This is a genomic window from Moorena sp. SIO4G3, assembly GCF_010692305.1.
Taxonomy (GTDB): domain Bacteria; phylum Cyanobacteriota; class Cyanobacteriia; order Cyanobacteriales; family Coleofasciculaceae; genus Moorena; species Moorena producens_A.
The window spans coordinates 1-19,571 of record NZ_JAAHIG010000153.1 but is presented as its reverse complement, the minus strand read 5'-3'; the positions used below and the strand labels follow the sequence as shown (position 1 = coordinate 19,571).

15 protein-coding genes are annotated in these 19,571 nt (G+C 43.4%); 9 read left to right on the top strand and 6 right to left on the bottom strand.

Translation table 11 applies throughout. The features are described 5' to 3' along the window. Positions 1 to 132: 132 nt before the first annotated feature. Positions 133 to 327 (top strand): DUF3598 family protein, encoded by a 195-nt coding sequence (locus F6J99_RS24010; RefSeq protein WP_365974028.1) that lies wholly within the window; start codon positions 133 to 135, stop codon positions 325 to 327. An 836-nt stretch (positions 328 to 1,163) separates the two neighbouring features. Here the strand turns inward: F6J99_RS24010 and F6J99_RS24005 are convergent. Next, entirely contained in the window at positions 1,164 to 2,336 is a 1,173-nt protein-coding gene (locus F6J99_RS24005) for a pyridoxal phosphate-dependent aminotransferase (protein ID WP_293115994.1), read from the bottom strand. 824 nt (positions 2,337 to 3,160) lie between these two features. On the opposite strand from F6J99_RS24005, the gene F6J99_RS24000 reads away from it, so the two are divergent. From F6J99_RS24000 to F6J99_RS23980, 5 genes are all read left to right on the top strand, one after another. Further along, a complete protein-coding gene (locus F6J99_RS24000; protein WP_293115992.1) occupies positions 3,161 to 3,592 on the top strand; it encodes a hypothetical protein in 432 nt (143 codons plus the stop codon). Next, positions 3,589 to 5,259: an ATPase domain-containing protein gene (locus F6J99_RS23995; protein ID WP_293115990.1), complete on the top strand. Its 1,671-nt coding sequence runs from the start codon at positions 3,589 to 3,591 to the stop codon at positions 5,257 to 5,259. Before F6J99_RS24000 ends, F6J99_RS23995 begins: the two co-directional genes overlap by 4 nt. Positions 5,260 to 5,321: 62 nt before the next feature. Further along, the gene (locus F6J99_RS23990; RefSeq protein WP_293115988.1) at positions 5,322 to 5,444 is read left to right on the top strand and encodes a hypothetical protein; all 123 of its coding nucleotides are present in this window, start codon (positions 5,322 to 5,324) and stop codon (positions 5,442 to 5,444) included. Between the two features lie 6 nt (positions 5,445 to 5,450). Beyond that, positions 5,451 to 7,673, top strand: a complete 2,223-nt coding sequence (locus F6J99_RS23985) for an ATPase domain-containing protein (protein WP_293115986.1) — start codon at positions 5,451 to 5,453, stop codon at positions 7,671 to 7,673. A 224-nt stretch (positions 7,674 to 7,897) separates the two neighbouring features. Next, positions 7,898 to 8,710 carry a GAF domain-containing protein gene (locus F6J99_RS23980; RefSeq protein WP_293115984.1) on the top strand — a complete coding sequence of 271 codons (813 nt, stop codon included), beginning with the start codon at positions 7,898 to 7,900 and terminating at the stop codon, positions 8,708 to 8,710. A 33-nt stretch (positions 8,711 to 8,743) separates the two neighbouring features. Here the strand turns inward: F6J99_RS23980 and F6J99_RS23975 are convergent, their stop codons facing one another. Next, positions 8,744 to 10,627 carry a HAMP domain-containing sensor histidine kinase gene (locus F6J99_RS23975; RefSeq protein WP_293115982.1) on the bottom strand — a complete coding sequence of 628 codons (1,884 nt, stop codon included), beginning with the start codon at positions 10,625 to 10,627 and terminating at the stop codon, positions 8,744 to 8,746. Positions 10,628 to 11,453: 826 nt separating this feature from the next. Between F6J99_RS23975 and F6J99_RS23970 the strand changes: the two genes are divergently transcribed. Together F6J99_RS23970 and F6J99_RS23965 are read left to right on the top strand one after the other, a co-directional pair. Further along, positions 11,454 to 12,650, top strand: a complete 1,197-nt coding sequence (locus tag F6J99_RS23970) for a GNAT family N-acetyltransferase (protein ID WP_293115980.1) — start codon at positions 11,454 to 11,456, stop codon at positions 12,648 to 12,650. Between the two features lie 167 nt (positions 12,651 to 12,817). Beyond that, complete coding sequence (locus tag F6J99_RS23965; protein WP_075897651.1) at positions 12,818 to 13,282, top strand: GIY-YIG nuclease family protein; 465 nt, start codon at positions 12,818 to 12,820, stop codon at positions 13,280 to 13,282. Between the two features lie 52 nt (positions 13,283 to 13,334). Here F6J99_RS23965 and F6J99_RS23960 read toward each other — a convergent pair whose 3' ends face one another. Further along, on the bottom strand, positions 13,335 to 14,057 hold the full coding sequence (locus tag F6J99_RS23960) for a TPM domain-containing protein (RefSeq protein ID WP_293115978.1): 723 nt from the start codon (positions 14,055 to 14,057) through the stop codon (positions 13,335 to 13,337). A 108-nt stretch (positions 14,058 to 14,165) separates the two neighbouring features. On the opposite strand from F6J99_RS23960, the gene F6J99_RS23955 reads away from it, so the two are divergent. After that, positions 14,166 to 14,936, top strand: a complete 771-nt coding sequence (locus F6J99_RS23955) for a Uma2 family endonuclease (protein ID WP_293115976.1) — start codon at positions 14,166 to 14,168, stop codon at positions 14,934 to 14,936. Between the two features lie 95 nt (positions 14,937 to 15,031). On the opposite strand, the gene F6J99_RS23950 is transcribed toward F6J99_RS23955, so the two are convergent. The 3 genes from F6J99_RS23950 to F6J99_RS23940 all read right to left on the bottom strand — a co-directional run bounded on the left by F6J99_RS23950 (position 15,032) and on the right by F6J99_RS23940 (position 18,320). Continuing rightward, positions 15,032 to 17,290, bottom strand: a complete 2,259-nt coding sequence (locus tag F6J99_RS23950; RefSeq protein ID WP_293115974.1) for a transglycosylase domain-containing protein — start codon at positions 17,288 to 17,290, stop codon at positions 15,032 to 15,034. A gap of 111 nt (positions 17,291 to 17,401) precedes the next feature. Then, complete coding sequence (locus F6J99_RS23945) at positions 17,402 to 17,854, bottom strand: DNA-binding protein (RefSeq protein WP_293115972.1); 453 nt, start codon at positions 17,852 to 17,854, stop codon at positions 17,402 to 17,404. Between the two features lie 244 nt (positions 17,855 to 18,098). Further along, complete coding sequence (locus F6J99_RS23940; protein ID WP_293115970.1) at positions 18,099 to 18,320, bottom strand: hypothetical protein; 222 nt, start codon at positions 18,318 to 18,320, stop codon at positions 18,099 to 18,101. Positions 18,321 to 19,571: the final 1,251 nt, after the last annotated feature.

Below are 19,571 nucleotides of genomic sequence, written 5' to 3'. Positions count from 1 at the left end.
AGTTTCTGGAAATATTAGCAAGAACAAAACGAATCCCTTAGAACGCGAACGCCGGGATAAATCCCGGCACGCTCGCTTTCCACTCAATAAATTAAGTGGCTAACTCTCGCTTGATGTTTTTCTGTTTTATTATTGCCCGATGGGGCATCGTCGACTTGTCCAATAACGGTTAAGCCAGGTCATTCCTTCTTTCTAGAAGTAGGTTGGCTGTGGCAACCTAACCAACGTCAGCGGCTGATTCGCTCTTTTAACGATAAAGGGCAATGGGTTAGTCTTACTTTGGTAAGAGAGCAGAAAGTATCTTCTGGGCATTATATAAAAGGTTGAAGTATCAAGGATGAAGTAGGTGGGCTTGTTTACAACCCAGTCAACCTGACTCGATATTATATATAGCCTTTTCAAGATAATTGATAGTGTAAGTATTTATAATGACTTCGAATAAAAAACATTTTGGTAATGAATTCGTTCCAACGAACCGTGTCAGATATGTTTGGCTAACCAGGTGGTTTCCTACATCAATAAAACACTGATACCAAGTTCAGTTAATCACTTCCCAAATAGTCCCTGAATTTTTGGGAATGGGTAATTGTTAGTTGCTAACTTTAATTACCCATTACCAATTACCGATTACTTGAGAAGGGAATAATAATTAGTCAACTGCATTTGGGATGATATTTTTGGAATTTCAGCGACTTTGCAATAAAACTTATTATAAATTAACCATAAAGTTTACCAGAGTAGACAAAAATTTACCCTAAGAACTACCCAGAATTTGTTATCCGGAATAGACTTAAGTCAGATTGAAGTATAAACCTAGAGGCTTGAAAAAGCCTGAGTTGATAATAAAGAGGTAAGACCTATGGATAGCGAACTGAGCCAAGTTCTATTACTGGTGTTGATTTTTTCTATTTCCTGTATGATTTTGTCTCCGGTGTTATGGTGGATTCTGCCAGACAGAAGCATCAATAACGCCTAACCAGACTTTGCCAAAACCAAGCCAGTAAGCAGGTTTAGATGACATCAGTCTCAATAAGCATGTATTATGAACCCACCCCTTCTTGGTGGGTTCACTATAAAAAAAACTGGTCTAATACCTCATCCCTTGTAGACAATTTGTGAGTCAATTTTTCTACACAATATTTTCTGCATCTCCTGCCCTTGGGTCAAACTTTTTGTAAAATTTCGTTAAGACCTGCAACGAATCGTTCAATACCTTCTGCTACAGTTTCTTTTTGCAAAGCACCATAAGCAAGTCTGAGGTAACACCCATCGTCCATACCAAAGGCGGTACCTGGCATCACAGCTACTCGATGTTCCCGAATCAGTCTCTCTACCAATTCAAAAGCATCCAACTGAGTATCCACTTTTAGGAAAACATAGAACGCTCCATCCGCAGAACCAATGGTACACAAACCCTCTAGACGTTTCAGGGAGTTCAATACCACCTTTCGTACAGACGCGATCGCATTAATATGAGGTTGACAGTAATTTTTTCGAGTATTCAATGCCCCATTAGCCGCATACTGAGAAATGACTGGGGGACAAATTAGGATTGTATCCTGAACTTTTTGAATTGCTTCAAACAAGTGTTCTGGAATAATCATGTAGCCAATCCGCCAACTGGCAAAACCGTAGGCTTTGGAGAGGCTGTATAGAGAAATAGTGTGTTGACTACTTTCGGGAAAGGCACCTGGGGAAAAGTGTTTCACCCCGTTGTAAGTAAAATACTCATAAGCTTCATCACTAATGTGGTAAATTCCGTGATCGGCACAAAGTTGATTTACCTGACGCAATGCCTCTTCGGAATATACCGCCCCAGTAGGATTATTAGGTGATATGGTAACTACTGCCCGGGTTCTATCGGTAATAGCCTGTGCGATCGCTGACGGACGTAGCTGGTAATTTTCATCGGTTGGCACCAGGACTGGATGACAGCTAGCCATCTGAATCGCCATTTCCTGGTTGAAATAGTAAGGCGTTTGGAGAATAATCTCGTCCCCGGGAGTGGTAATTCCTAGAATCGCATTCATGAACGCCATGTTGCTTCCTGCGGTGACAACAATGCGGTTAGCAGAATTGATCTCAATGTCGTTATCAGTTTTCAGTTTTGCCTCAATTGCCTCTCGCAAGGCCGCAATTCCATGTACGGGTTTGTACTTATGATTGTCTGGTAAGCTGTAGAATTCACGCAACATTGCCATTGCCTCTGGGGGGGGATCATAATAGACCACCCCCTGTCCTAAGGATATGGTCTCAGGATATTTACGGATCAGTTCGCCAACCATGGGAATGACTGGCAACTGCACCGCCTCCATGCGGGAGGTCAAGTTTCTCATAGTTTCTTCTTTTGTTGAGTGAACGCACCAGTGGTTTATACTAGCGAATCTCATACCAAATCCGCTTGGTCATTACCCCTTTATAAAAATCGACCAAATCTTTTTATGCCAGGAATCTAGGGCGATGCGGATCAGGGGGGTATGGGAACAGGATTTGGTATGAGCAGTTAATCGAGATAAAAAAAAACTGAATTTTTCTATTGCTTCAGTATTGTGTTACTATCCTTAGAGGCGTTGTTGAATTTTCCTTTAAGAAAAGTTATGTTAATTATATTTAAATATTTTTGTATTAATTTTTGTTTGTTTTTAATTCGGTATTACTAAATAAATATTAAAAAAATCTAAAAAAATACCTAACTAATCTTATGACTTTTGATAATATAATAAGCTGTGGAAATTGATGGGATAAACTGGTAGTTATCCATAGATAGCCATGAAGAGAACTACTGGGGGGGCGACATGTAAGCTGAAATCCTTACTGGGTAATAATTTCAGCCCATAAGTAACAGAAAGATACATGCTGTTTTGGGCGCTTAATTGCACCTAGTTATAAGGGTTTAAGCTTCCAGAAAGCGATGCAGTGGCCTCACGGGGAGGCAGTGCGGTATTGGGGGTAACCCCCACGAGCAACTGCCATGCTTTACCCCACTCGCGCTTTGCATCAAGACAATGAATCCAGGGTCAATGTCGGTCTGTATCTTGCCTGATTTATTGGCCTAGAAGCTTTATATAGTGGGCATTTCAGGGCTTATTATATAACCCCCTCAGCTAGAACTAATAGTTTTCTTAACCTTAACTGGGCACGAAAATTTGAGGAGAGTGCGATGAGCGATCCTAATAGAGAAATGGAGATGCGATCGGCACAACCATTAGCTGAACAGCTAGTCCAGGATCAAGTTGACCAGGCGAAGACAGAGGCCCGTAAGGAAGAAGTTATCGACATTTACGAAGATTTGCTCACCACGATCTGGAACCGGATTATGCCGACCTTAGGTAGAGTGACAGTAGTGTCGATTATGGAAAGATCTCTAGCTTTGACAGCGGAAAAATATCCCCTGATTAGCTACATAGAATCAAGTGCCGAGGGAGTTTCGTTTGAGGTGTTTCGCCAAAAGGTTCCACCAGAACAACGGTTACTAATTCGTGAGGCCCTCAAAGAGTTAGTCACAACCCTAATCGATATTCTAGCCATCTTGACGGGCGACATTCTAGTCAGACAATTACTCAAGGAAATTGAAGGGAAAAAACTTATATGATCAGGCCTCGGACAAAGCCCTTAGGTAAACTGCCTACTAGTATTCCTGGTCTAGACTCGATTCTCGCTGGTGGTATTCCGGAATTGTCCATTAACATCATAACTGGGCCACCCGGATCTGGTAAGACGATCTTTACCCAGCAAATACTATACACCAATGCTACTACAGAGCACAAAGCGCTTTATCTAGTTACCCTATCAGAACCTTCAGTAAAATTACTGCACTACCTACAAAAGTTTGATTTTTTTGACCCCACTAAGGTAGGTACTGCGGTAATTTATCTCGACATCGGCGAGATTATCCGAGAGCAGGGTCTAAAAGAAGCGGTCGCTGCCATTATTAATTACGTAAAAGAGTACCGACCTGCGCTGATCGGCATTGATAGCTTCAAAGCCATTCATGATTTGGCAACGGATCCCGTAGAAGTACGTAAGTTTGGCTACGACCTCTCAGTGCGTCTGACCACTTGGGGAGTAACAGCTTTTTTAGTAGGGGAATACACTGACGAAGAAATTAAACATCAACCCATCTTTGCCATCGCCGATGGGATTATTCGTCTGCAAAATCAGCCTCTGGGGTTACACTACCAGCGTTATTTAGATGTGCTGAAACTCAGGGGGGAAAATTATTTTACCGGGTTGCACCCCTTTGAAATCAGTCAGACAGGCATAGAAGTCTATCCCCGGATTAAGATGCTGAAAAACTTATGGATGAATACCCAGGTCAGCCAACAAAAACTTTCCACTGGCATCCCTGAACTGGATAGGATGTTAGATGGGGGATTGCAGCATAGCACGGCAACTATGGTTGCTGGAGGCGCAGGCACTGGTAAAACCTTGATGGGACTTCACTTCATTGTGGCTGGAATTCTCAAAGGGGAGCCTGGAGTAATTGTTACCTTTCAAGAAAATCCCCAACAGCTCAAAGCCATTGCCCTGTCCTTAGGTTGGGATTTAGAGGCGATGGAAAAGCAGGGAATGCTAGTGCATATGTATGATTCTCCCGTAGAACTACAGCCGGATATCCATGCTGCTAAGGTGAAAGCTGTTGTAGACAGGGTTAAGGCTCGCCGGATTATGCTTGATTCTCTCAAGGATATTGAGATTGCCACCCCAAATAAGGTTCGCTACAAAGACTATATTTACTCCTTAGTGAACCAGTTGAAACTTCAAGGTGTGACCACCATCGTAACCAACGAAATTGGGGAGCTATTCGGACCGTTTCAGTTGAGTGAACATGGCGTATCCTTTGTGGTGGATAATGTTATCCTCTTACGCTATGTAGAACTATCGGGTCGGATCGGACGAGCCATCAACATTATGAAGGTCAGGGGAGCGCCCCACAGCAAAGAAATCCGGTTTTTTGAAATTACCTCAGATGGAATTAGCATCAACGAGGTGATTGAAGCTCAAACTGGTGTGCTGACTGGAATGCCTGTCTTTAATAATAATTACTTCAATGACAATGGCTTTAAGGAGTTGCTTAACCCGAGTCGTAATATCATGAAAATCTTGCAGGGGGTGGAGGAGATGGAGATAAATGAATTAGCCAATCGCACTGGATTCACCCCTCAAGACTTGCTCCATGAGTTAGAGAATCTCAAGCAGCAGGGTATGGTAATTACCTGGGAACATCAGAAGACAACCTATTACAAAGCTACGATTTGATTGATTATTTTGATTGATTATTAGTTAAATTACCACTAATGAATCTAGCGGTTTTTATCATAATGAGGTACAAAAAAACCTTTCACATCTTACCGGTTATGAATTTACTTATACCTGCTCCCTGCTCCCTGCTACCTAAACCGAAAGTTGTACCTTACAAGCTTAAAAACCGCTATAATGAATAATGGCTAATGACTAAGCCCACAATCAAATTAATGCCTACAGGAGTGCCAAATCTGGATGCCGTTTTGGGCGGTGGCTTTCCCATCTACTCATTGAATATCTTGGCAGGGGCTCCTGGCACTGGCAAAACAATTTTGGTGCAGCAGATTCTGTTTAACACTATCAAGCACCAACCCCATAAGAGAGCTCTTTATCTCAGTACCCTTTCTGAGCCAACCCTTAAGGTGGTGCGTTATATGCAGCACTTCCAATTCTTCGATGCTCAAGTATTTGGTGAGCAGGTGATCTATAGTGATGTCGGTTCATTCTTAATTGAACAACCGATGCCTAGGTTGGCAGATCATATAGTGGGTTTGGTCAATCAACATCAAGCAGAAGTTATAGTCATTGACTCTTTTAAGGCTATTGCTGACCTGACCGAAAAAAGTGGTGACTTCCGCCGTTTTTGCTACGAACTATCGGTTCGCCTCGCCAGTGCTCGTTGCACGACTTTTTTAGTGAGTGAATCCGATCCCTATCAGATTAACCACAGTCCAGAATTTGCTTTGGCTGATGGCATCATTTACCTTTCGACCCATGAGGAGGCAGGGGAGCAACGCCGTTGGTTACAGGTTCATAAATTACGGGGTCTGGCACCTTATATGGAACCATTTCCCTTTGTGATCACTAATGTGGGGGTGCGGATTCTCAGCCCTACCCTAACCCTCAGGCAACAGTCGGTGAGTTGGTCAGTTCCAGCAGGGCGTATGGTGATGGGAATTCCGGGTTTGGATCAACTGTTGCGGGGGGGTATCCCCTACGGTCGTTCAATAATCCTCTCGGGAGTTGCTGGCACTGGTAAAACTACCTTTGCCCTACAGTTTCTCATGGCTGGAGTTGACCGAGGGGAAAAAGGCTTGCTCTTTTCTTTTGAGGAAACCCCCTCTCATCTGTCCCAGATGGCAGCCGGTTTTGGTTGGGACTTAGAACGTCTGATTCAACAGCAGATGCTGCGCATTGTCTTTGTTACCCAAACTAATATCCGGGTTGAAGAACACCTAGATCAAATTGCTCAGGAAATCGCCTCCTTCCAGCCTCAACGTTTTGTGGTGGATTCACTATCAGTCTTGTTCTACAAAGTCAATAACCGAGCCATCCAGCGAGAAAAGACCTTCCAATTAGCAACCCTGATGCAACAAATTGGTGGAGTGGGTATCTTTATCTCAGGTATCCCTGCTCATGAAACTGGACACCTATCCAGCTTTGGTGTGGAAGAAACCATTGTCGATGGCATGATTATGCTATCAAAAGAACTAGTTGGTCGTAGACGCGATCGCTATCTAGAAGTATTTAAAATGCGAGCATCTGACCATGTCTGTGGTTCTCACCGCATGGCAATCACAGAAAACGGTATTGAGATATTGTACAGTGCCAGCCAAATATCTCCCCCCTCAACCACCGAATCATTAAAATTTATTGAGGATGCTCCCTATTTAGTGTTTGGGTCACTCGAAAAATTGCTCCCAAACCAAATCCCCTATAACACCGCTTCCTTGGTGGAGGGCGCTCCCGGACTGGGTAAGAGTACCCTAGCCTATCAGTTTTTGCTCTGTGGCTTGCATCGCCAAGAATCAGTCTTATATATTAGTGCGGATATTCCTAGGCAGCAAGTTTATCAAACCCTCCCAAGTTGGGGATTACTCCCTGACCCCTACCTGGAAGCAGGGCAGTTGGTAATCCTCGATACCTTTAGTCCCATAGTAGACACATTGCCAGCAACCTCTGTACACCTGAATCTGAATGACCCGGAGATGCTTTTGCTCAGGATTGCGCAACAGCTCGAGCAGATGCCTAAACCCTGTCGAGTAATCTTTGACTCCCTCACGCCTCTACTAATCAACTGTACCCCTAGAGAGTTTATTAAGCTGGTCTACCGTAAAAATCGTCAACTCCGTCAGCCTGATGTGGCAGTGTTAGATATTTTTGCTCAGGACGGAATCGAAAAAAGCGATCGCTACAATTTACTGAACCTTTATGATCTCGTAGTAGACCTTTATTCACCTGACTGGGATGAAATTAATAACGGAGCAGACATTGGCTACAAAAATTGGCTGCGAATTACTAAAATTCGTGGGGCTAAGGCAGATCAGCGTCCCTACCCTTACAGTATCTCCCCCACTAAGGGGATTGTGATTGAGAGCACCTCATCTCAATCAAAGATTATCGATCACAATTCATTTCCCAAACAGTAGAAAATCTCTCGACGCTTCCAGAAAATCTAGCGAAATCAGCGTGTCGGAACAAACGTTTGCTATCGACCACTCCAGAAAGACGCGCGCAAAATACCAAAATTTAGGAACTGATCAACTATTCTCAGCCGTTAGTCTTATATTTATAAGTTTGTTTGAGAAATATGGTCTAGCTCTGAGGCTTGTAACAGCTATATCCCCTTTACACTCCTTTTTGTTCAAAAATTATGACAGGCAAGCAACCGGTGTGGCAAACAACCTTTGACCAAATCAAGGCAACCATTGACCCACCAATTTATGGTATGCTTCTCCTAGAAGAGCAAAAGACTCGGTTGCTGATCGTCCTAGGTAAACAGTCAACTACTACTGCGGCTGAGCAATTGCGAGCTTTGGCACTGATTACCTTGGCTAGCTTAACTGACCTAGACCTCCAACCAGACCAAATTCAGATGGAGTTAGTGGCATCACAGGGAACTGATGCCCCAGAAACCGTCGCTTATTTAGCCCAAAATGACCTGAAGCGACTCTTTGTTACCCTGAGTTTTCTAGCATTTTGTTCGGAAACGCGATCGCTAAATGTTGCTGCCTTAGGGCAAGCACTACGAGAGAGCACCCTGATGCAAAACGCGATGGCTGGATTGGCTGGGTGGAGTTTAATCAATCGTCAGGGGGTGATGATTTATCGCTACCCAGAAGCCCCGGAATTAGATTTAATTGGTAAAGACTATTCCGATCGCCGCTATTTTCAACAAGCTATCAAGGGACGCACCTATATATCAACAGTTTTTCGGGCAAAGAGTAACCTTTGGGTTGCCGTGGTTTCTTTACCAGTTATTGGTAACGATGGGCAGGTAGTGGGAATAGTATCTGGGGGTTTGGATTTGGCAGGAGTGCGGTCATTTCTGAGCGTGCCAGTGATTGATGACTATAAAATCAAGGGTCTAATTACCATTGCTAGTCCAGAAGCAGACGCTTTTGGTGAGGAACAATTGAAGGTTATCAGCTCATTGGCGCAACAGATGACTAGTGCGTCAATTTAACAGATCAGGCAGTACGAGAAAAGCGCTGCATCCCTATTCCCGTTTTCCATCTATGATCGGCAAGGTAATTTTAACAGTGCTACCCTTACCCTCTCCAGGACTGGAGAGGGTAATAGTACCTCCCATCATTTCCATTAAATTCCGGCAAATAGCTAGACCAAGCCCTGTTCCACCGCATTGGCGGGTGGTCGAGCCATCAACCATCACAAAGGGACGAAATAGTTTTTTCTGTTGACTGGGATCAATACCAATACCTGTATCCTTAACAATAATCACAACCTGTGAATGAGAAGTTAGATCAGAAGCCTTGGGAAAACTTCTGTTGTTCTGAGACAGGGGTAGCGGTTCAATTCGGGTTTTAATGGTAATGCTGCCATTGTCTGTAAATTTGGTGGCGTTACCAACTACATTAATTATAACCTGCTTGAGCTTAGCTGGATCAGCAGGAACGATAATCCCCTGATGCAAATCGCTGGTATGAAACTCAAGACCTTTCTGCTGAATGGGAATAGTCTGTAAATTTATGACTTCATCAAGCAACTCCCACAGGTAAATCGGCTCAATTTTTACCGATAATTTACCAGCTTCAATCTTGGCCATATCTAGAACGTCATTAATGATTTCTAGCAGATGCATGGCAGCATGATCAGCCCTTTGTAAAAAATCGATTTCTTCTTCCCGGTTGTCACAGAAACCATCCCGTATTAGTCGCAAACAACCAATGATGGCGTTCAGGGGAGTTCTCAGTTCATGGGAGGTATTCGCCAGGAATTCATTCTTGAACTTATTAGCAGTTTGGGCTTCTTTCCAAGTAGCTTCGAGTTCTTCTGCCCAATGTTTCATGCGTTCAATCATCCCACCGAAAGCTTCCGACAATTGGTTAACTTCCCTAATTTTGAAGTTTTGGGGTATACGGTCGTAGGGTAGGAACTGAGATTGATTGAGAGCGTAGTCTCTGAGTTGTTCGAGAGGACGAGCTAATTCTCGAGCAACATACATCGTTGCCAACAGGGTTGCCCCAATCAAGCCACAGGTGAAGATTACCAGAACGTGCTGAATCTCTTTGAGACCAGCCAAAGCAATATCAACGGGGGTAACCGCTAAGATCACCCACTTTTGATCTAGCTCAGCAGTAATCGGACTTGGAATTGAGGTATACCCAGCGGTTAATTCCACGTTGTTTTTAATCCAGTACGACGGTTCAGCAACATCAAGTTCCTGTGCGATCGCTTTTCCGAAAACCCTTTTGAGTCCCTCTTGTTCTTCTTCCCGATTGATCTTGTCTGTGATCTTCTGTGCCACTGGCTCGTGATAGTGATGAGTCAAAACTTTCCCTTCTTGGTTAATCACTACCGGATAGCTCGACAATATCTGCCGTTGTGAGGCTGGTGTCTGTAGCAGAGCTGACTGGATGATCAGGGCAAACTGGAGTTGACCTGATCGGTTATAGACTGGGGCACTCAGGACTAGTTTGAGTTTACTGGTGGACTTGGGGGGATAGAGTTGGCTAGTTAAAGTTGTTGAGGGGTTTCTTGAGGGGTGTTTAGGCAGTAGTATGGTTACCTCAACCTGAGAACGGTTAGTGAATGATTGACTTTGCTGCACCGAGGATACAAAAGTCGGTCGGTTAGTTAGCAATTTGTTAGCACAGGTACTTGCGGCGATTGCTTTGCTCTGTAGCTCCATCAACTGTACACAATCGATCTGATGTGGTAACAGTTGAGCCAATTGTTCTACAAATTTTTGATAGGCGGTTGGGGATTCCGACTTTAGGGCTACAGCTTCACTGGCACTCACCAAGTTGGCTTTGAGGGCAGCAATTGACTCTTGAATGCTCTGTGCGTGGAGTACAGCACTTTCCGTCAGATTTTGGCGAGCACTGTCCAACAGCAATGAGCGTGCCTTTGTGTAAGTCACATACACTCCTGCTAGTAAGACTGGCACACTTAGCAGCAGAAGGCGCGAAAGTAGAATGCGACGAAAGGAGGATAGACCTAGCTTAACCATAATTCGTCTGATATTGATGGCTCAGAACAACCCAACCGCAAGATAATGGGGTTTGTTTACAATTACTCACTACAACCTTGGTACTCAGATTGATATCTTTATTCCCTCTATTTAGTTTATGGAAACTTACTCAAATAAATCCAGTTAATTTGAGTAATTTTTCTCTGCCATTCTCAACTAGGGTTGTGTCCATTTAACGTCAGATGGAAGGACAAAGGCATAGATGCATAGCTTGGAGGATTCGAGTAGATCTACCAAGGTTTTCCCTGACTATCAAGACCTTCAGGGTTTGAAGTCTGTGACTAGATGTGTTATAGAAAAGATTTGCTAACCTTTCTAGCCCCTCTGGAAAACCCAGTGGCTCTCGCTGATGGGGTCTTGTTTGGTGCAGGTACTTTGCGTGCCTATAGTGTGAAGTTATTTTAACTTAAACTAAGAGATGGGATATCTGGTCATATCTCCTCTGATAACTCCCTCGAATAATTAAATAAAACTTGAAGTTAAATACTTGAAGTTAACGGTAAAAACCTTAAGGCTCAAGGTAAGAAACATTCCAGTTTCTCAGTAATTGATCCCAGGAATTGTTTCAGACTTGCTGACTTGCTGACTTGCTGACTTGGCCTTGGCCTATTGGCCACGCGGGGCGCGTTTGGCCACGCGTGCGCGTTCAAACTTGCATACTAGCAGAATTGCTGACTTTACCAATCTCAAGTTCCCCTAATCCTAGATTACCCCAATGGTTCAACAACCCAAGCTTGACTATTCCGTTATCTGGGTCAACCGCATGGCAGATATTCCCCAATCCGCTTGGGATGACCTTGCCCAACCCCTAAAAACCCCTTTTCTGGAGTGGGACTGGTTGAATAATATTGAAACATCTGGTAGTGCTACTGCTAAAACGGGTTGGTTGCCCAATCACTTAACGGTATGGCGAGATAGACAGCTGATCGCGGCTGCACCTATGTATGTCAAAGGTCACAGTTACGGAGAGTTTGTCTTTGACCAACAGTGGGCGGATTTATCCTATCGCTTGGGCATTTCCTACTATCCCAAGTTGTTGGGGATGACACCATTTACTCCAGCGGTAGGCTATCGGTTTTTGATGGCACCGGGAGAAGATGAAGATGAGCTGACACAGATAATGGTCAGTGCTATCGATCATTTTTGCGATCGCAATCATCTGTCTGGTTGTCACTTCCTCTTTGTTGACCCGGATTGGCGACCAGTAATTGAACGCAATGGTTTTAAGGGCTGGCTACATCACAGCTATATTTGGCAAAACCAAGGATTTAGCAGTTTTGAGGATTACCTAAAGGTCTTTAATGCCAATCAACGCCGCAATATTAAACGAGAACGTAAGGCTGTAGCCAAAGCAGGTCTAACCCTGAAAATCTTAACGGGGGATGAGATTCAAAAATCCTTGTTTCCCTTAATCTACAGCTTCTACAGCAGCACCTGCGATAAATTTATGTGGGGTAGCAAATATCTAACGCGCCAGTTTTTTAAACAGTTGTATCCTAACTACCGTCAGCGAGTGGTACTAATGGCTGCTTATCGGGAGGAGGATGACCAAAAACCAGTGGGAATGTCCTTTTGTATCAATAAGGGCAATCATTTGTATGGTCGTTATTGGGGCTGTTTTCAAGAATTTGACTGCCTACATTTTGAAGCCTGTTACTATGCACCAATTGAGTGGGCAATCGACCAGGGCATCACCATGTTTGACCCTGGTGCTGGTGGGCGTCACAAGAAGCGTCGTGGCTTCCCAGCAACTGCTAACCATAGTGTTCACCGATTCTACGATAAACGCTTTGACCGGATTTTTCAAAACTATATCGATGAGGTTAACGTCATGGAACTTCAGGAAATTGAGGCTATTAATCAAGATTTGCCCTTTACCAAGCGCGAGATTACCTTTGAGATTCCGGATTGATGAGCAGTTGAGGAGTATTTTGAATAAACGCGCCTTTTGCACAAAGCACAGATACGATTTCCCCGATCTGACTTGACATAAGGTCTTTACATAAGGTCATTAGGTGTGCTATTATTACCAATTCCTAGCATACAAATCAGGTATTGCTCAGCCCAACTACAACAATAATGAGTAATTTTCGCCAATGCTCACCCTATGACCTGCTAGCCCTGGCTGTCGATGAAGCGTCGGAGGGAAGACACGCAGCTGCATTGCGTTATATGACCATGGCTGTAGAGCGTTCTAAGCTTCCAGAATACGCTAGTGACGCTCAAACCTTTATTCGGTTGCACAAAGCCACAGGGACTTTAGTACAAAGCTGCCTATCCAGCCCTGAGGAAGAAAATCCAGCTAGGCTTTACTTTATCTTAGACAAGGGACGCAATGCGATTCGGATCGGTTACACTACTAACCCCAATGGTAATATTAGAGGGCTTGAAACTAAGAGTGTAACGACTTTAGAACTAATAAAAATTATCCCAGGTAGTGCTAAGATGGAAACCGAATTTCACAGGAAATTCCAACATCTTAGGATTTCTGGGGAATGGTTTGATGCGACTCCAGAAGTAATGAGATATATCTCATCTCTTTGAGTTAGTAATCTATCAGCTATCAGCTAATAGCTGATAGCTGATAGCTAAATACTTAGGAAAAACCTTGGTAGAAAAAGTAAGTAACCATCGGCACAACTGTAGCAACAACCAAGATCACTACAACCCAAAGGGTAGCATTGCTCTCTTGAGTTTCTTCTGCACTCTTAAAGTTGCCAGCAATGTTGATTTCTTCTTCAACTACAGGAGGACCGGGATCTGGTTCGCCAGATAAGACAGCTACTATGCGATCGCTTACATCTAAGAAACCCTGATTATACTTGTTACCATCCCGCAGCGGCACCTGTAGGGTTTCAGAAGCCACACTTTCAGCAATGTCATCGGACATAATTTCCTTAACGGCATTGCCAGTAACGATAGCACTGTTATTGGTGACAGTATCCAGCACTATCAAGGTTTGATTAGCTTGGTCTTCTGGATTACCATACCATTTTTCAAACAACCCTTGGGCAAAGGTTGCTGCTGTTTCACCATAATCTAGGCCGTGGACAGTGACCAGTCTAACTTGATTGCCTGTTGCTTTGGCTAAATCCTCTAAGGATTGAGTCAACTTGCCTTCTGTGAAGCGAGAGAGAACTTCTGACTTGTCAATTACCCAAGTCGGTTCTCCAGCGCTAATGTTAGGCATTTGATAGACATTGATGGCATTGGCTGGTGCTGCAATTATTCCGCTTGCTAACAAGATACCTAAAACAGGGATAATTAGGGATTTAATGTATTTGCGTTGGTTTTGTAGTTGGTTGAGGAGCTGTTTCATAACAAAGCTAACAACAAAGCAAAATAGACTTGTCCCTAAAATACTATAGAAACTGCTCATCAACCTAATCTTATTTATCGGCAAGATAATGGTAGTTAGTGAAACTGCATGAAATTGCTAACATGTCACCAGTTAGGTCTAGGCAATGGAATGATGCTAAACTATGACCCGTTACAATACCTTCCGACTTCAGAAGAATTACCCTCTTCTGATGAAACCCCTGTGGATAATGAACTGCAAGATACCATCCCTCACTTATTGAAATCGATTTTAGCGATTATCTGGTCAGAGCGCAGGGATTGGTTTTTTGGTATAGATATGGGATACTATTACAATCCCAAACAGTCAGCCATAGTGCCTGATGGATTCCTCAGTTTAGGAGTACAGAGATGGAAAACTCGCCCTAAGGGTCGTCAGGGACGTTTAAGTTATGTGTTGTGGGAAGAAAATGGTGTTGTGCCAATTCTCGCCATCGAGATTGTCTCTCAAACCTATAACGGCGAGTATGACCAGAAAAAATTAGACTATGCTGACTTAGGGTTATTATATTACGTGATATATGATAGCGATAACTTTCAACCTCGAAAAGGGGATAGCTTTGAAGTGCATCGCTTGGTAGATGGAGTGTATGTGCGTCAACCAGGTAATCCGGTCTGGATGCCAGAAATTGGTCTAGGTATAGGCACAGCAGAAGGAACCTATCTTGATTGGACTAGGGAATGGTTGTATTGGTACGACCAAAATGCTAGACGGTATCCCTCCCAAGAGGAGAAAACTCAACAGGCTCAGCAACGGGCTAATCAAGCTCAACAAGAGCTTGAAGCTTTGAAAGCTCGACTCAAACAAATGGGAATCAATCCTGATCAGCTTTTGGATTGATCACCTTTGATACCAACAACTGTCTCTTCTCCCCATCTCCCTATCTCCCCATCTCCCTATCCAACCAATCTACTATCTTTGAATACAACTCGGTATCAACTCTCTTTCGGTACCACCTGACCCATATACATTCCCCACAACTGAGCCGCTTGGCTACTACTACCACTAGTAGGAGAATTATTGTCATTGCCTAACCAAATCCCTGTAACGATCTGATGCTTGGGAATAAAACCAATAAACCACAAGTCTACATTTTTATCAGTAGTACCGGTTTTTCCCCCTTCTCCTTCACCAATCCGAGCACTGCGACCGGTGCCACTAGTGACTACACCCTGAAGCATTTCTGTCATGGTGTTGGCTACCGCTGGTGAAACCGCTTGCTTGTTGATAGTTGGCTGATCAGCGAAGTTGTAGATTACTCGACAGGTTTGGTAGTCTTGGTTATCGGTGCAATCACTACTGTCGAGAATTCTGACAATACCATGGGGACGATACCACATCCCTTGATTTGCGATCGCACCATAGGCTCCAGTCATTTCCAACAGAGTAACTTCACTTTGACCTAAGGCTAAACCAAACGCAGGCTCGAGTTTTGAGCTAATACCCAACCGTTGCGCCAGTCGTACTACTCTATCTAAACCAGCATCTTGAGCTACTCTGATCGCTACTGCATTTTCCGATTGAGCCAGACCAGCATACATATCAATATTAGTAGCATCTCCAGACCGCTCACAACGTCTAATCCGTTTAATCCCAGAGCAGGAGTAGGTTTTGGTTGGTAAAATCCCTTTTTCTAAGGCAGCAGCATAGGCAAAGAGTTTAAAGGTTGAGCCTGGTTGACGCTTAGCTTGGATAACCCGATTAAACTGGCTTTTTTGGTAATCGGCACCGCCAACCATGGCTAGAATCTCGCCATTACTGGTATTCAAGCTTGCGATCGCTCCCTGAGAAAATCCTAAGCGGCTACCAGTGTTCTTAACATAGTCCCGTAGAGCTGCTTCAGCTTTGGCCTGAGACTCAGTATCTACAGTAGTTTCTACAATAAAATTACCTTCCTTAGCCAACTCTTTGCCCAGTAACGCCCTCAATTGCTGGAAAACGTAGTTATAGAAATAGGGGGCTTTGGTACTAGAAAGCATTTCTCGGGCTTTCGGGCTAACTTCAATCCGCGATCGCCTCGCTCGATTAGCCTCTTCTCGACTAATCATTCCCAAAGCGTGCATCCGGTCAATCACCCGATTCCGTAATTGTAATGACGTATCATAATTTTGGATTGGGTTATAGCTATTGGGTGCTGGTAAACTTGCTACCAGGGTTGCGGCTTCTTGGATATTCACATTAGCTGCTGATTTGTCGAAATAAAATTGAGCAGCATCTTCAAAACCAAATGCTTCTATACCCAAGTAAACTCGGTTTAAGTAAGCCTTTAAGATTGCGTCTTTACTGTAAACTGTCTCTAACTTTAGGGCAATAATTGCCTCCCGCACTTTCCGGTCTGCGGTATTGGCTCGACCGACATACTCGGGAAATAGGCTTCTTGCTACCTGCTGAGTGATGGTACTAGCACCTTCGCGAATCCCTCCCCCTTGAAGATTCCGCACCACAGCTCGCATAATGCCATAGGGGTCTACTCCAAAGTGCCAGTAAAAGCGGCTGTCTTCTGAAGCAATCACTGCTTTCGGTAAATATGGGGAAAAATCCGATAACCTCCTCAGTTCTCGGTGAGCATCGGTCCGAGGTTGCCGTAGGGGAATTTGGTCACGAGAGTAAACAATTACAGGACCTGTGACTCCCTCGGGTAATGGCCTGACTGATGGTGCTTTGATGGTTTGAAATCCAATTAGTAATACCACTAAAGCAATTAAGCCACCGATGCCATAGAGAAAGTAACGAATTCCTTGGATATACCAGGGCGGAGGATAGACGTACTGTAGCTCAACTGATGCCGCTAGTTCGGGTGGGCCAATGGTGAGGGTGTCTCCGTGATACAGAAGCAAGGAGGAAAGTCGGCGTTTGCCACGATAGATACCATTGGTAGAGTTTTGGTCTTTTATGATAAACCTACGCCCACGCCTACCATACCGTTCTAGGGACAGATGAACTTGACTGACTACTGGGTTGCGAACGATTATGTCACAGGATTTGGAACTGCGCCCGAGTACGTAACGGTCCCCAACCAGGGGATAGACATCAGATTTGTTGGTATTACTGTCTTGCACCCAAAGTTCCGGCACTCTAGCATTAGGCTTTAGTGCTACTGCTTGAAGATTGACCTTCGCATGAATGGTCTGTACTACCTGAGTTAGCTGACTAAGTATGGTCTTTGGGGGTTTGGAGGGTGGTGGAGAACTCATGGTCAGCGATCAGCAATTAGCTTGGGTGCTTATTGAACCATTCTAATAGCTCTAGCAATTAGCTCTTTTTCCCTGTTCCCGATTCCCGATTCCCGATTCCCGATTCCCGATTCAACGACTAGCAGGAAAACTACCACCAATGAAGTGAATATCACTAAACGTTTCAATCCACAAACGAGCGCCACAATCGAGTGGATGATCTGGATTATAGACAATCTTACAAGGCCCAAGGATTTCCACTTCGTTGCCGTAGAGATTGGTCCCACTTCGTTTTACTGAAATTACTGGCTTGCGGTCAATAGGGCTTTTCTTGATATTAGAGCCAATGTGATTACGGTTGACATTAATCTTGGCTAAAGCCGGTGGACGACTAGTGCGCCATTTTCCTTTTGGTCCACGAGACCCTTTGGTAATTTGTGGCAAATGGTTGAATAGAGGAATAATCCAGAATTTCCCAGTTTTATAAGCACCCCGCACCCGACCCTTCTCTAGGAGTTGGCGCAATCGTCGAGAAGAAATTCCTAATAGAGATGCCGCTTCAGTAGTTCCAACGCACTTGTTCATGGAGTCTTTTTAACTATTCCGATATTACTAGTTTAATAGAGAAAAGGAAAATTGGCAACTTTTTTTAAATAGGGATGAAAGTAGTTAAAGTGTGGTAAGCGTGGATAGGGTGGGTATGAAGTCAACTGCTGTGGTGTCCAGTATTAGCGACTGCGTCAATACCGGAATAGTTAGGAAATCGGGAAGAAAGGAAACAGGGAATAGGGTTGAAAGTGTGGTAAGTGTGGAGAGAGTGGGGGTGAAGTCAAGTGCTGTGGTGTCCAGTATTAGGGACTGGGTCAATATCGGAATAGGCACGAAAATTGGGAAGAAAGGAAACAGGGAATAGGGTTGAAAGTGTGGTAAGTGTGGAGAGAGTGGGGGTGAAGTCAAGTGCTGTGGTGTCCAGTATTAGCGACTGCGTCAATATCGGAATAGGAACGAAAATTGAGAGTGCGATCGCTAAAGCGCGGAAGCTTTGCTTCATCGCGTAGCGTGACCAAAGCTCAATCGATTACCAAAGCTTTTAGCCCAGGTCAATCCTAGAGGAGTGGTTCCAGGTAAGGGCGTAGAAACTATTGGTAAATGTAACTATTTTTGTATTGGATTAGTTAAGATAACTACTTGGCGATCTAAATTTAGTTAAGCTTTAGCTTAACACCCATATCAAGCAATTGTTTTAATCATGTTTCTATCGATATTGTAAGAGCTGATTAGTAAACAAAAAATTAAGACGCTAATCTTCTTGTCATTAAACGAATTAATGAACCATATATCATCCCTATACTCATCTGTGTATATAACTTATAGTCTTTACTAAGGGCGTCTAAATCGATTTAACCAGCAAAATTTTTTTCTACCAACAAGTCCAATGAACATCAAAAATACCATTGATGATTTCTCTTAAATCAACTGTTCTGGGATTTCCAAAGCCTTTAGCTAATGGTATAAATGCTTACAATACGTAAAGCTTTTGTATAGGATAAATCACCATCGTAGGATTTGGCTTTCTCGTGGGTGCAGCAATTTGAGGCAGACGTGTCATTGAGGGAAATTCATTCAACCTCAGCATAATAAATCCTAAATCCTTTGAATAATATTATGAAAGAGCATAAAGCAATACTGGACATGGGTGATTGAGACACAAAAAGAGCACGAGTTATAAACCAATAACAGCAAGGAGATAACAAGATAACCAGAAAGTGTTATTGTACGTTATTCAGGTTTATATTCTATTATCGAATTCGCTTCAGTGTTAAACAAAATCATACACAAAATTACATAAAAAAAGCATAAATTGGTTGACCAGTTTTGTGTAATGGAATTTTCGTTGTTGAAAAGCTAAAATCCGAGAACCATGGTTTGTCACGTATACATGTTATTCCCGATCATAGACCATAAATAACTTATCGCCAAGGAGTAAACAAATAGTAACCGATGAAAAAAACGTTTGATAAAGTGTGATAAGTATAATCTAAATATCAAATTCTTCATCACATATTACGAATAACCTCTATACTATAAACTTAAGGTTACAAATATGGTGTGGTCACCTTCCATCTTAATTTAAAACGGTAACAAATAACCAAACTAATGCGCACCTACATTCAGCCGGTTAGCATGGATATAGAATATTTGATAAGACACAATAGGAAACAGAGCGATCACAAGTTTGGCGATAAATCAAAATCAACATCAATATTGAATCAAGGTAACTACTCAGAGCAAAAAGTAGAGA

Excerpts from the sequence above, each read along its gene's own strand:
- F6J99_RS24005 (WP_293115994.1), bottom strand. The coding sequence starts at position 2,336 with ATGAGAAACTTGACCTCCCGCATGGAGGCGGTGCAGTTGCCAGTCATT.
- F6J99_RS24000 (WP_293115992.1), top strand. The coding sequence starts at position 3,161 with ATGAGCGATCCTAATAGAGAAATGGAGATGCGATCGGCACAACCATTA.
- F6J99_RS23995 (WP_293115990.1), top strand. The coding sequence starts at position 3,589 with ATGATCAGGCCTCGGACAAAGCCCTTAGGTAAACTGCCTACTAGTATT.
- F6J99_RS23990 (WP_293115988.1), top strand. The coding sequence starts at position 5,322 with ATGAGGTACAAAAAAACCTTTCACATCTTACCGGTTATGAATTTACTT.
- F6J99_RS23985 (WP_293115986.1), top strand. The coding sequence starts at position 5,451 with ATGACTAAGCCCACAATCAAATTAATGCCTACAGGAGTGCCAAATCTG.
- F6J99_RS23980 (WP_293115984.1), top strand. The coding sequence starts at position 7,898 with ATGACAGGCAAGCAACCGGTGTGGCAAACAACCTTTGACCAAATCAAG.
- F6J99_RS23970 (WP_293115980.1), top strand. The coding sequence starts at position 11,454 with ATGGTTCAACAACCCAAGCTTGACTATTCCGTTATCTGGGTCAACCGC.
- F6J99_RS23965 (WP_075897651.1), top strand. The coding sequence starts at position 12,818 with ATGAGTAATTTTCGCCAATGCTCACCCTATGACCTGCTAGCCCTGGCT.
- F6J99_RS23960 (WP_293115978.1), bottom strand. The coding sequence starts at position 14,057 with ATGAAACAGCTCCTCAACCAACTACAAAACCAACGCAAATACATTAAA.
- F6J99_RS23955 (WP_293115976.1), top strand. The coding sequence starts at position 14,166 with ATGAAATTGCTAACATGTCACCAGTTAGGTCTAGGCAATGGAATGATG.
- F6J99_RS23950 (WP_293115974.1), bottom strand. The coding sequence starts at position 17,290 with ATGAGTTCTCCACCACCCTCCAAACCCCCAAAGACCATACTTAGTCAG.
- F6J99_RS23945 (WP_293115972.1), bottom strand. The coding sequence starts at position 17,854 with ATGAACAAGTGCGTTGGAACTACTGAAGCGGCATCTCTATTAGGAATT.
- F6J99_RS23940 (WP_293115970.1), bottom strand. The coding sequence starts at position 18,320 with ATGAAGCAAAGCTTCCGCGCTTTAGCGATCGCACTCTCAATTTTCGTT.